At 41.6% G+C, this 13,681-nt stretch carries 11 protein-coding genes; 6 read left to right on the forward strand and 5 right to left on the reverse strand.

Annotation, left to right across the window (positions count from 1 at the left end; all coding sequences use genetic code 11):
- Position 1: 1 nt before the first annotated feature.
- On the forward strand, positions 2-382 hold the full coding sequence (locus J0656_RS04830; RefSeq protein ID WP_207031932.1) for a RidA family protein: 381 nt from the start codon (positions 2-4) through the stop codon (positions 380-382).
- On the opposite strand, the gene J0656_RS04835 is transcribed toward J0656_RS04830, so the two are convergent.
- The 4 genes from J0656_RS04835 to J0656_RS04850 all read right to left on the reverse strand — a co-directional run bounded on the left by J0656_RS04835 (position 375) and on the right by J0656_RS04850 (position 7,938).
- Positions 375-1,226 (reverse strand): N-acetylglucosamine kinase, encoded by an 852-nt coding sequence (locus tag J0656_RS04835; protein WP_207031933.1) that lies wholly within the window; start codon positions 1,224-1,226, stop codon positions 375-377. The two genes, J0656_RS04830 and J0656_RS04835, sit on opposite strands and share 8 nt — an antisense overlap.
- Positions 1,227-1,306: 80 nt before the next feature.
- A complete protein-coding gene (gap, locus tag J0656_RS04840) occupies positions 1,307-2,308 on the reverse strand; it encodes a type I glyceraldehyde-3-phosphate dehydrogenase (RefSeq protein ID WP_108244267.1) in 1,002 nt (333 codons plus the stop codon).
- A gap of 23 nt (positions 2,309-2,331) precedes the next feature.
- Entirely contained in the window at positions 2,332-3,318 is a 987-nt protein-coding gene (gene pfkA / locus J0656_RS04845; RefSeq protein WP_207031935.1) for a 6-phosphofructokinase, read from the reverse strand.
- A gap of 144 nt (positions 3,319-3,462) precedes the next feature.
- Entirely contained in the window at positions 3,463-7,938 is a 4,476-nt protein-coding gene (locus tag J0656_RS04850) for a translocation/assembly module TamB domain-containing protein (RefSeq protein ID WP_470295089.1), read from the reverse strand.
- 48 nt (positions 7,939-7,986) lie between these two features.
- Between J0656_RS04850 and tsaD the strand changes: the two genes are divergently transcribed.
- From tsaD to J0656_RS04875, 5 genes are all read left to right on the forward strand, one after another.
- Positions 7,987-9,015: a tRNA (adenosine(37)-N6)-threonylcarbamoyltransferase complex transferase subunit TsaD gene (tsaD, locus tag J0656_RS04855; RefSeq protein WP_207031939.1), complete on the forward strand. Its 1,029-nt coding sequence runs from the start codon at positions 7,987-7,989 to the stop codon at positions 9,013-9,015.
- 17 nt (positions 9,016-9,032) lie between these two features.
- Positions 9,033-9,740, forward strand: coding sequence for a 16S rRNA (uracil(1498)-N(3))-methyltransferase (locus tag J0656_RS04860; protein WP_207031941.1), 708 nt, complete (start codon positions 9,033-9,035; stop codon positions 9,738-9,740).
- A gap of 63 nt (positions 9,741-9,803) precedes the next feature.
- Positions 9,804-10,454 carry a DUF4159 domain-containing protein gene (locus J0656_RS04865; RefSeq protein WP_207031943.1) on the forward strand — a complete coding sequence of 217 codons (651 nt, stop codon included), beginning with the start codon at positions 9,804-9,806 and terminating at the stop codon, positions 10,452-10,454.
- Between the two features lie 3 nt (positions 10,455-10,457).
- Positions 10,458-11,558: an AI-2E family transporter gene (locus J0656_RS04870; protein WP_207031944.1), complete on the forward strand. Its 1,101-nt coding sequence runs from the start codon at positions 10,458-10,460 to the stop codon at positions 11,556-11,558.
- 73 nt (positions 11,559-11,631) lie between these two features.
- Complete coding sequence (locus tag J0656_RS04875; protein ID WP_313790181.1) at positions 11,632-12,750, forward strand: THUMP-like domain-containing protein; 1,119 nt, start codon at positions 11,632-11,634, stop codon at positions 12,748-12,750.
- On the opposite strand, the gene J0656_RS04880 is transcribed toward J0656_RS04875, so the two are convergent.
- Entirely contained in the window at positions 12,747-13,673 is a 927-nt protein-coding gene (locus J0656_RS04880; protein ID WP_207031946.1) for an alpha/beta hydrolase, read from the reverse strand. The genes J0656_RS04875 and J0656_RS04880 overlap by 4 nt on opposite strands.
- Positions 13,674-13,681 lie beyond the last annotated feature (8 nt).

Here is a 13,681-nt window from a genome sequence, read left to right on the forward strand (position 1 = left end):
CATGAAAAAAATAATCAACACCTCAAAAGCACCAGCTCCAATCGGGCCATACAATCAAGCAGTACTCGTAAAAGACACCCTTTACATTTCTGGACAGATTCCCATAGACCCAGCTACGGGAAAATTGGTCGAGGGCGACATCAAGAAGGAAACAAAACAGTCCATGGAAAACCTAAAGGCCATTCTGGAAGAAGCGGGAATGACTTTTGAGCACGTCATCAAGTCCTCTATTTTTATAAAGGATATGAACCAGTTTGCCCAAATAAATGAGGTGTATGGAACTTATTTTGATGCTGATACTGCCCCCGCCAGAGAAACAGTAGAGGTTGCAAACCTTCCCAAGTTTGTTAATGTAGAAATATCGATGATAGCGATTAAATAGTTTCCTTGTGAAACTCTACCAAGCCTTCTATAGGTCTTCTTCTGATAACACCAAGAATCAGGTCGTTTCGTTCAATACAAGCTTTTAATTCATCTTGCAAGAAATGTGCAATACTGCCCACGAAGCTTACGGGAACCTTTGTTGCCAGTTCATATTGCATGATATAGTTGTTAACGAACTGCTGTAGACCTTTCTCAATGACCCCCTTGCAGTAGGGATGTTCCTTGTTCTCTATAATGAATCGGGCAAAAGTGGCCAAATAGGTATTGGGGTTGGGCTGTTTGTAGAGATGTTCTTTGATTACATCGGCATCGAGATCGTATTCCTTGGCAAACTTCATTCCCAAATCCTGTGGCATTTTGTGAAAATAATAATCCCTGATCAGTTTACGGCCAAAGAAATTACCACTACCATCATCCATTAGGATATATCCCAAAGATGTTACCTTTTGTATCAACTGGTGACCATCATAATAACTACAATTGGACCCTGTACCCAAAATACATACAATGCCCTGCCTTCCAATTTTTGTAGTGGCGTAGATGGCCGCATAGGTATCTTCCCGTACTTCTGCCTTGGCATTGGGAAAGAAATCCTTAAATATGGCCTTTAAAAAATTCTTCATTCTATCGGTTCCGCAACCGGCACCGTAGAAATAAAGCTGACGTACTTTTTCTTTGTTCTTGGACAGTTCAAAATTGTTGGCCAACCTATCCTCTATCACTTCTTTGGTAAGCACTTCCGGGCTAAGTCCCAGGGTTTGGGTAACAAAAAGCTGTTCCCCTTTTTCATCAAGGGCAATCCAATCGGATTTAGTGGCGCCACTATCCACGATCAAAATCATACGTCGAGATTTTTTATATTAAAATCCTGAAGAGGGTGAAAAAATCCCTCTTCAGGAAAAAAATTATTTGAGATAAATATTTACAGGCTAGCTGCGTGCAGTGCCAATTCTACCAATTTATTGGAGTACCCTGTTTCGTTATCGTACCAAGATACTACCTTGAAGAATTTGGAATTCAATTCGATTCCTGCATCTGCATCAAATATGGATGTTCTAACATCGCCCACAAAATCTTGAGAGACCACCAACTCCTCAGTGTAGCCCAAAACGCCGGCCAATTCACCTTCAGAAGCGGCCTTCATTGCAGCTTTGATACCTTCGTAAGAAGTTTCCTTTTCCAATTTAACGGTCAAATCCACTACAGAAACGTCAGCAGTAGGTACCCTAAAGGCCATACCTGTCAATTTACCTTCCAATGAAGGAATAACTTTGGTTACGGCTTTGGCCGCACCTGTAGCTGCTGGAATAATGTTCAAAAGGGCACTTCTACCTCCTCTATAATCCTTTTTTGAAGGACCATCAACCGTCAATTGGGTAGCTGTGGTAGCGTGTACCGTTGTCATCAAGGCCTCTGCTATACCGAACTCATCGTTAAGTACTTTGGCAATTGGCGCCAAACAGTTGGTAGTACAAGAAGCATTGGAGATAATGGTATCCGTTGCTTTTACATCTTTGTGGTTAACGCCCATTACGAACATAGGAGCATCTTTGGATGGAGCAGAAATAACTACTTTCTTGGCACCACCATCAATATGTGATTGGGCCATATCCAATGTGGTAAATATACCGGTACATTCTGCAACGATTTCAGCACCAACAGCGTCCCATTTCAAGTTCTTTGGGTCGCGCTCTGCAGTAATCCTGATAGTGTTACCGTTTACTACTAGATTTCCATCCTTAACTTCTACGGTACCGTCAAAGTTTCCGTGAACGGAGTCGTACTTTAACAAGTAGGCTAGATGCTCAACATCCAACAAATCGTTGATTGCCACAACATCCACATCACCTCTTTTTACGGTTGCTCTAAATACCAACCTTCCTATTCTACCGAATCCGTTGATTCCTATTTTCAAATTTGACATGTTTACTTTTTTTGTGTTTAAATTTAAGTTGTCATTATATCGGAAACTCTAATGAGTTCTTCGTCTATTTCTGTATGGGCCTTAATGGCTTCCGCCAGTGGGGTAAGCACCAATTTAGTATCCCGGATACCGACCATAAGATTGGTCTTACCCTCCAATATACTTTCTACTGCCTTTACTCCCATTCTACTGGCCAACACGCGATCAAAACAAGTTGGGTTGCCTCCTCTTTGCATGTGCCCGAGTACGGAAACCCTAACATCATAGATGGGCAGATGTTCCTCTACATATTCCTTGAGCTCAAATACGTTTTTACCGATTTTATCACCTTCTGCAACAATGACAATACTGGACGATTTTCCAGAAGCCTTACTTCGTTTCAGTGAATCCAACAAACGCTCCAAACCAAGATTCTGCTCCGGAATCAATATCTCTTCCGCTCCTGCTCCAACACCCGCATTAAGTGCAATATGACCAACATCGCGCCCCATTACCTCAACAAAAAAGAGCCTGTTATGGGAGCTAGCTGTATCACGTATCTTATCAATGGCATCCACCACTGTGTTTATAGCGGTATCAAAACCTATGGTAAACGATGACCCCAGGATATCGTTGTCAATGGTACCGGGAATTCCGATTACCGGAAAATCATATTCTTCTGTAAACAAAAGTGCTCCTGTAAAGCTTCCATTTCCTCCAATTACAACAAAGGCATTGATACCTTCCTTGGTTAATTGGTCGTATGCTTTCTTCCTTCCTTCCTTGGTTCTAAATTCTTCGCATCGGGCAGATTTTAATATAGTCCCTCCCTTGTTGATAATATTGTTTACACTACGTGCATCCAAGGTTTTAAAATCTCCTTCGATCATCCCCTGATATCCACGGTAGATTCCAACACACTCAATATTCAAATATGCACAAGTACGGACTACGGAACGAATTGCGGCATTCATTCCAGGAGAGTCTCCGCCAGACGTAAAAACTCCTATTTTTTTGATTTCTGAAGCCATTCAAATTTTTAAGAGATCAAAACTAGGAAACTTTATTCAAATTTTAAATGTCTTAATAATTTATTTGTTTTTAAGGCCTCTCTCAAACGTTTTCGTAATAAATTAGTACAAAAACATTTAAAAATATAAAATATATCAGATTGATTATGGCCGATTTATAGGCTTTTCCGAAAAACGAATCAGGCTATCCTTCCCCATGACCTGAACCTGTCGTTCTTTAGGTAACGAATCCTCCGCTTTTGATGGCTCTTCCCGCTTATTGAACACCTTTCTCATCAACTCTCTAAAACTATCAAAATCCACCTGATAGGACAATCCCAGTCCTTGGGTATAGCCCTGCCGTTCGGCCAAGAATTGTTGTATTTGATTTTCCCGGTTAAATATCTTGGCGCTCAATGTACCTTCATCGTTCAACAGCACTTGTACTTCCACATCTCCTGCTACCACGGTCTCTGAAACTCCCCCTACCGGCACCCCTACTCTTCCGTTCACCAAGATTCGGTCGGATAATTGGGTGGATACCGTTACCCCTATCCTGTCCTCTGTGGCAATATCTGCATTAGGATCGTTATAGCCCTGTTCGTAGGATACACCAAAATTTAGTTTATCATTATTGCCCGATAGGATTTGATTGAAAAGTCCGGAAGCAGTCTGAATCAGGTTGCCGGTTACGGCCTGTTGATTGATTCCACCTGATTGCGGGTTTACAAAGGTACCTTGGGCCAGCAAGAAAAACGCATTCCTTTCCTTAATTGTAGGGTCTTGCAATCGATACTCAAGTTCTGATTGCACAACGGATGTGGTGCCCGGAAAGTCGATATCGAACGTAATATTGGGGCTTTCAAGTTCACCATCCAATCGCACCACGACCTCGGTAGGGATTCTACCCGTGTATCCAGCGTTGTCCAAAAGTGGGGCGGGGTTGGCATTCAGGGAATATACGGCTTCCAGACCCAATTGGGCCGCCAATGGATCTTGCTCCCATAAAATGGTACCACCAGGGCGTACTTGAAACTTTTTATCGATGACACCGCCATATTTAAAGTTATATTCTCCTGTGACCACTACAAAATCCCCATACATATTGAACTTTCCATTGGTATTGATCTCTATCAACAAGATACCTTCACCAGTTCCCTTCAGAGAACTCCCTGTGGTCTGATCGACCACTATCTCCACTTCAGCCTCAGGGGTTACGGCAAGATCAAATGCCATTTCCAGTCCTTGGTATTCTTCCAGGATCCGTTCTTCTTCCAAGGCACCTTCCCCTCCCCGCTCTATAAAGTTGATAAAGGAATAATCACCTACGCTAGTTACATCGCTCAATGGAATCTTTAGCGAGGTTCCCCTTGCTGTGCTGGCATCCACCGATATGGTCAAAGCATCTACGGAACCATAAATACTTCCCGTTCCATTGATAAATCCTTGTCCGTAGTACAGTGATTCCTCATCGTACTCGGTATTCAATATCATAAAACGATCGTTTTTGGTATCAACATCCAATCCAAGATACCAATCATCAAAACCTGTATGGCTAATGGTCCCGTCCAAGGTTGCAGTGGTTCCCTCTTCCACATCCGACAATAGCACATTTTCAAAATAAAAGGTCTGATCAAAGAGCCGTACCTGAGAGCGCGGAGCAAAATCATAGTCTACGTTAAGGTATGGAATTCCAATACCAGCTTCGTCCAAGGTCAACAAACCGTTGATCGATGGATTTTTGACATCTCCTGTAATCACTGCATCCCCGCTTATAAAGCCCCGAATATTCGAGATAATATCCTGTCCCAATGGCTTAAAGGGTTCCATGGCAAAATCCTTAAAATTGGCCGTTAGGTCAAGTTCCTGTTTGTTATTGATATTGGTTACCCTACCATTTACGCTCATACGTTCCTTTCCATCATCATTGAGCCAAGTACTGACACCAAATTCGGTAAGATCGTTGTTCCCATAGATTCCGACCTCCAAATCACCCATTCGCATGTCGTTTACGCTAAAGTTCTTGATGTTCAGGCTGGAGGTGGGCAAATAGTTACCATCTTTCTGTAAAATGTTGAGAAACCCCTCCACTTCTCCATTGAGCTTTAAACTATCTATGGTCGGAGTGATCTTGTTGAGAGATACCAATTTGAACTGAAGATCCAAATCTTTATACGTTGAATCGGCCAACTCGCCCCTTAACCGGATTTGTTCCTCGTTATTGTTGTCCATCACCACATCCTCTATCCGGATGCTGTCCAAGGAACTATTGAAGATGACCTTGTTCTTGTCGTTTCCATTTTTGTTGAGTACCCACGTATTGCCCTTGAAACTGACATCAGATTTTTTTAGACCGATCACGGAACGGTTATTCTCGTTGAACGTATGATAAAAATTGAGGTTGTAACTGTCATTGAACTCGCTCCCTCCCTTGAACTCCGTTCTAAAGAAAAGCGTATCCTTCAAGGTGGTATTGATCAAACTAAAATCCTTGATATCATAATACACTGTGGACATGTCCTCAACGGATACGAAGGTGTTGAACAACGGGTTTTTATTATCGATCTTTAATTCAATATTATCGAACTTATTGCCGAACGCTTCAATACTGGGAGATCTAAAGGTGAGCTTAAAATCACTTTGGTCGGCCCGAATGGCCCCTCGGATAAACGTGTTTGCATCAAAAGCAATTTCTGGTACGAACACATCAACGATTTTATTGTAAATTTTAAAATTGAAATCAAGGTATTGCCCATCGGAAATCTTGAAGGGCTGGTAATTGGTATAAATGCTTCCTACTGAGTTCTGAACCAATTGGCCCAGCTCATTTATTTTGAAGCTGCCCCTCATATACCCAGTAATAATATCCGGAGAGTTGATCTCTATGGTACGGATAGTATCGCTATCAAAAGAGGATACCACACTAAAATCCTCAAAATAATAAGTGTCATTTTTATTTTGATATGTGGTGTTGGAAAATCGCAGTTGTCCGGCCATATCGTCCAGGTTGTTACCTTCGATATCCATGTTGACATGCCCCTTGAAAATTGAAATGCTATCATTGATGAATTTCAAAGCTTTTAAATCCGCGTAATCGACGGCTGCAACAAAGTTGAATTTGTTCTCGCGCTCACCAAAGTTGGCCAACCCTTGAAAATCGAACCTGAAGTTTTCGTCGTTACAGAGAAGAACCCCATCGAACAATTGATTCCTTAGGATACCTGATACTTTTATTTTGTTGTATTCGTAGCCATTGAATTCAAATTTGTAAACATCACCGGAAATCTCCGTGTTCAAACTCTCTGCAACAAAGCCCTTTCCTTCCACATTCATATCCATCGACGCCAGCCCCAATTGGCCATTGTCTATAAACTCTCCGAGATTAAAATCGATCAAGGATATAAAACCAATGTAAGAAGCATCCTCAATTGTCTGCACATTGGTCATTTGCAAATCAACATAACTATCCCCTACTGCTGTATTCAGGTTTACGGTAACGTCTATTGATGTTTCTGTAATTTCCGTATCGCCACGTACGGTAAATTGCCCTAGTTTTTGGACCGAAGCTGGAATGTTGTCCCCCAAGATTTTGGGCAATATGCTCCGTAGTTGGTAATAGCTGGAGGTCAGGTTATCTATATCGCCCCGCAGTACGAAAGGAGCCTGCTCGCTGAACATGTTGTCGAACCTAAAATCTCCACGTATACCTGTATTGTCCGTAAAAAGAAACAGATCATCTACTTGAAGCTGATTAAGTTTACCGCTAAAATCCCCAGTGAAGTTCACAATCTTATCTTGCCCAAACTCATCAAAAAAAGCATTCACTTCGTTGAGGGCAACAGTGGATTCTGTAAAATTCGCCTCTATTTCCACCAAGTCCACAAAGTTTGCCAAATCCTCACGTTCGTACTTAAACATGAGGTTCCCTTTGAGCTCGGACTGTTCGGTATCTATCAATAGGGAATCAAAACGCATGTATTCCGTGGTATATTGAAAATCCGCAGCAAGTTTCTCTAACCGGATTCCCCTTTTGGCCAACGTGGACAAGTTTTCAATTTTTAAAGAAACATCTGGCCCAAGGATTTGAAAGTCATGTGCCAGAATGTCTATTTCGGAAAAGTTCAACACTTCGGCAGCTTCCAAGTTTTCATCTACCAACCTGAACTTTCCATTATGGATCTCTACCTCTCCCGAGGACAAGAAAAATGGAGGAGTGCCTGGGTCACGAGGTTTTCCATCATCCAACTTATCCACAAAAACATCCAAATTAGTCTGAGATTCGTCTTTGTAAGTCTTTAAATTGAAGGTGAGACCGTCCAATTCCATATCGCCAAACTCCATTTTATTATTGGCCATGTTCCGAAGGTTTAGAACCGAGGTAGTGAGTTTGCGTATATAAAAAAGAGTGTCCTGTTTGTAGTCTTCCACATAAACGCCCTTTAAGCCCGCATTTAAATTAAAGAGCGATATACTTACCCTATCAACTTGGATATTGGTCCCAAACTCCTCGTTCAACCTATCCGTTGCATATTTTCCCAGTCTGGTCTGGACCGATGGCATGGAAAGGACCAATGACCCCAAAACCAGAATAAGGATGATGGCCATTAGGATACGCAACAGTATTTTACGAAGTTTTTTGATAGGGCTTTTATGTTTTACCTTTGATGACCAATTTTTGTTCCAAAACCTGTGGAAAATTCAAAAAAATATATTCTAGCAATCGAATCATCCTGCGATGATACTTCGGCGGCCGTACTTTGCAATACAAAAGTACTGAGCAATGTTGTAGCCACACAAGAAATTCACAAGCAATATGGAGGTGTTGTCCCAGAATTGGCATCCAGGGCACATCAACAAAATATTGTTCCCGTAGTGCACCAAGCCTTGGCCAAAGCAAATATCGATAAAAAACAACTATCTGCCATAGCCTTTACCAGAGGGCCCGGACTTATGGGGTCATTGTTGGTCGGGACTTCATTTGCCAAGTCGTTGGCCCTGGGACTGAACATTCCCTTGATCGAGGTCAACCATATGGAAGCCCATATCCTGGCCCATTTTATCGAGGATGACGCCCAACGCTCCCCCACATTTCCTTTTTTGGCCATGACCATTAGTGGTGGTCATACACAAATTGTGAAGGTTACCGACCACTTTACCATGGAAGTTTTGGGTGAGACCTTGGACGATGCCGTTGGCGAAGCGTTCGATAAAAGTGCTAAATTGATGGGACTGCCCTACCCTGGCGGACCACTCATAGACAAATATGCCAAACTGGGAGATCCTACCGCCTTTACTTTTCCCAAACCAAAGGTTGATGGTCTAAATTTCAGTTTTAGCGGATTAAAGACCAGTATTCTTTATTTTTTGCAACGCGAGACCCAAAAAAACCCTGATTTTGTTGACCAAAACATAAACGACATCTGCGCTTCGGTACAATATACTATTTTAGAAATTCTAATGGAAAAACTTCAAATGGCTGTTGAGCAGACCCATATAACCCAAATTGCCATTGGTGGCGGAGTGGCCGCCAATTCGGGAATCCGTGGTAGATTAAGAGATGCCGAGGAAAAGTTGGGCTGGCAAACCTTTATTCCTAAATTTGAGTATTGCACGGACAATGCCGCCATGATCGGTATTGTGGGCTATCTCAAATTCAACAAAGGGGAGTTTTCCCATCAAAATATTGCTGCCAAGGCACGATATGCCATCGGCAGCTAACTATTTAAACCTTCGCTATGCAACTTTTTTACAACGCCAAATTGGACAATAGCGCCAAGCAATTTGTTTTTCCTCCGGACGAAAGCAAACACATCGTAAAGGTGCTCAGAAAATCCGAAGGGGATACCGTCCAAATTACAAATGGCAAGGGCTACCTGTTCGAAGCAGAGATTTTGGAGGCGGACCAAAAAAGATGCAAAGTGCGCATTATTTCGGAAAGTAGGACCATTCCCAAAAGGTACAAACTGCACATGGCAGTGGCACCTACCAAAATGAACGATCGTTATGAATGGTTTTTGGAAAAGGCCACGGAAATCGGCGTGGATGAGATCACCCCTATTATTTGTGACCATTCCGAAAGAAAGACCATCAAGCTGGAACGGATGGAAAGAGTGCTGCAATCGGCCATGAAACAATCTTTGCAAACCATTTTACCCAAGATCAACCCGCCCATTTCTTATAAAGAGTTCATTGAAACGAATATTTCTGTGGGCTTCAAGTTCATAGCACATTGCCAGAACGGGGAAAAGATGGAATTAAAACGAAGAGTAATCGCAGATAACGATGTTACCATACTTATCGGTCCAGAAGGTGACTTCTCCAAGGATGAAATCGACCTGTCCAAAGAAAAGGGGTATATCCCCATTTCCTTGGGTCAAAATAGGCTTCGTACCGAGACTGCTGCCATTGTGGCTTGCACAACAGTTGCCATTATCAACAACTAAACACCGGCACTTCATTTTTTTACAAATGATTATCCTATTTTTAGGGCCGGTTAACCGTTTCTCATGAAAAAGAATATGTTTTTGATGGGTTTGCTACTTTTATTTATAACAAATCCAACAACCGCCCAACAAATAGCCATACTCAAATACGGGGGTGGCGGTGATTGGTATTCAAACCCCACCGCACTGCCTAATTTGATACAGTTCTGCAATACCAACATAGATACCAAAATAGATGTGCAACCCGAAACTGTTGAGGCCGGGAGCGTTTCTATATTCAAATATCCATTTTTGCACATGACCGGACATGGAAATGTATTTTTTAATGATGAAGAAGTCCAAAATTTACGGACCTATCTTTTATCCGGCGGGTTTCTGCATATTGATGACAACTACGGTATGGAACCCTACTTAAAAAGGGAACTGGAAAAGCTGTTCCCGGACAGACAGTTGGAAGAGCTTGGGGCGGACCATCCTATTTTTTCCCAAAAGTTCACTTTTCCGGATGGGTTGCCCAAAATCCATGAACATGATGGTAAGCGTCCTCAGGCGTTCGGAATATTTGAAAAGGGACGGCTTGTTTTGCTGTATACCTACGAATCCGATCTAGGTGATGGCTGGGAAGATCCTACCGTACATAACGACCCTGAAGAAGTTAGGACAAAGGCTCTTCAAATGGGGTCAAATATAATTGAGTATGTTTTTAAAGGTTGATCAATGAACTCCAGAACAATAGCCAACGGAATATTGAGGGCAGCGGCCATAATGGTAGGTGTGGTACTCATCTGCTGGTTCTTTTACAAAATACAGTCCGTACTGGCCTATTTGGCCATAGCCGCCGTAATAGCGTTGCTGGGACGTCCCATTGTCAGATTTTTGAGGGATAGGCTAAGATTTCCGAACACATTGGCAGTAGTGGTCACCATGATATTTATGTTGTCCTTTTTCTTGGGGATACTTGCGTTATTTATCCCGCTTGTTGCCGAACAGAGCAAAAATCTTTCCCTGTTGGATATGGAAACGCTCAAGAGCGACCTTAATGTGCTCTACCTTCAGGCATTGGATTATTTTGGAGCATCCACACGGAGCGTGAACAATATGCTGGACGAATCTAAAATCGAAGAAAACGTGCTCAAGGGACTGGACCTAAAATTCATTCCCAACTTCATCAATTCGATTGTCAATGTTTTGAGCAATTTTAGCATTGGTCTATTTTCAGTACTCTTCATCTCCTTCTTTTTTTTAAAGGACAGTAAATTGATGCAAAACGGTATCCTGACCTTTGTTCCCGATAACAAGGAAAGTAATCTGGTTAAATCCGTTGAAAAGATCAATAATTTACTTTCAAGATATTTTGCCGGCATACTACTACAATTGTTTATTCTCTTTGTAATTTACACTATATCCCTCTTGATTGTAGGAGTTGAAAACGCCATCGTGATCGCATTCCTCTGTGCCCTTTTCAACATCATTCCATACATAGGTCCGATCATAGGTGGGGTAACTATGGTTCTTTTAACAATGACCACTTTTATCGATGCCGATTTCAGCACCGTAATTCTCCCAAAAGCGATCTATGTTTTAATAGGTCTGACGGTGGGACAATTGATAGATAATTTCTTTTCCCAGCCCTTTATTTTTTCCACAAGCGTTAAATCGCATCCGTTGGAAATCTTCTTGATCATTATCATCGCCGGACTTCTTTTTGGCGTGGTGGGAATGGTTGTTGCGGTACCTGGATACACGGCGATAAAGGTGATTTTGAAGGAGTTTTTAGCCGAAAACTCCTTTGTTAAAAAGCTAACTAAAAATCTATAGCTTTAGTTTGAATAAACTAATTTTAAATACTGGTCCACAGGATTTTATATTAAAAAACATTTCAACTGACATCATGTCAGTTCTGTTGACGAAACCTCCTTTTGAGGGAATTCACCAAAAAGAGTTGGCGGAACAGATAGAAGCGAAAAACAAGTGTAAGGAAAAACTCCCAACCTGGTTCCACACACCGCACATTTATTACCCCAATAAGCTAAACATTGAGCAAACCAGCTCAGAGACAACGGCAGCATATAAAGCCAGGTTAACAGATGGAAAATCACTCTTGGATGTTACAGGAGGGTTTGGTGTTGACAGCTACTTTTTTTCCAAAAGAATCACCACCATTTTTCACTGTGAAATCAATAAGGATTTGAGTGAAATTGCATGCCATAATTTTAAAGTTTTAGGGCAAAAAAATATTGAATGCCTTCCTGAGGACGGCATTGAATTCTTAAAAAATTCCTCCTATAATTTTGATTGGATATATGTAGATCCTTCTCGAAGAAATGATGCAAAAGGAAAAGTATTTTTGCTGGAAGATTGTCTGCCCAACCTACCCGAACATCTCCCCATACTTTTTCAAAAAACCCAAAATATCCTGGTAAAGACTTCCCCGCTTTTGGATATAAAATTGGGTATTGAAGCGTTGAATTTTGTGAAGGAAGTACATGTAGTTGCCGTTCAAAATGAAGTAAAGGAACTTTTGTTTGTTTTGGAAAAGGAGTACCATGGAAGTATCAAAATAAGAACCATTAACATTACTCAGGTACGGGAAGAAACCTTCGATTTTGAACTGGAACAAGAGCAAGCTTGCCAAGTTTATTTTAGGGAACCGTCATCCTACTTGTATGAGCCCAATGCCGCTGTTTTAAAGTCAGGAGGGTTCAAATCCGTTGGAAAGAGCTACAACCTTGCCAAATTACATCCTCATTCCCATTTGTATACTTCGGATAATATCATTGACTTTTCTGGAAGAAGATTTAAAGTTATACAAGCATTGCCCTATTCAAAAAAATCAATTAAATCAATGGGTTTGACCAAGGCAAATATTACTACACGCAATTTCCCCATATCAGTGGCCGAGCTCCGCAAGAAACATAAAATAAAGGATGGTGGAAATAGGTACCTTTTCTTCACCAAATCCATCGATGATTCATTGCTAGTATTGGATTGCGAAAAAATACAGAACTAGTCCAGATTGGCCATCCAATCAAAAAAGAGGTCTATCCAACCTTTCAATTTTTTATCCTTCAAAGCCAGCGAAAATCCGTGACCACCTGTTGGGTACACATGCATGGTGGTCGGAACATTATGCTCCCTCAAAGCATCAAAAAACATGATAGAATTTTCCACCGGAACAGCATCATCATCCATAGCATGCAACAAAAAAGTTGGTGGCGTATCCTTGTTCACATGTTTTTCGTTGGATAAATAATCCACTTCATCATTCGTTGGTTTTTCTCCTAATAATGACGTTCTGGAACCTGTATGGGTACTTGGCGCCCCCAACGTAATAACGGGGTAAATCAATGCCATAAAATCTGGACGGGCGGATAGATCATCAGCTTCATCCTGTTTTTCATATACACTTTCACTGTAGTGTGTCCCCAATGTTGAAGCCAAATGTCCGCCTGCTGAAAACCCTATGATCCCTATTTTATTGGACGCAATGTTCCATTCTTCTGACTTGGCCCTGACCAATCTAATGGCGCGTTGTGCATCTTGCAGGGGCACTACATTTTTACCTTCGGTAATGGATGTTGATCTTGGCAATCGATATTTTACCACAATTCCAGCTATTCCATTGGCTGTCAAAGTCTTGGCTATATCGGTTCCTTCCCAATCATACGCAAGACCATAGTATCCACCTCCCGGGAAAATAACAACTGCCTGTCCGGTCATGTTTCTTTTTGAAGGAAGGTACACTTCCAATGTCGGTTTTTGAACGTTTGTCACCCAAAGAATACCATCATCAGATTTACTTATTACCTCTTCTTCATTAGATTGATGTTGATTAGGTATGGATTTTGGCCAAAGTGGCAATATGGTATCTTGTGCCGACATTCCAACTGAAATTAGCACCAAAAATATGGTCGATTTTTTACGTGTTTTCATAAGGCTGA

The sequence above is a fragment of the Flagellimonas aurea genome, from assembly GCF_017313785.1.
GTDB classification, from domain to species: domain Bacteria; phylum Bacteroidota; class Bacteroidia; order Flavobacteriales; family Flavobacteriaceae; genus Flagellimonas; species Flagellimonas aurea.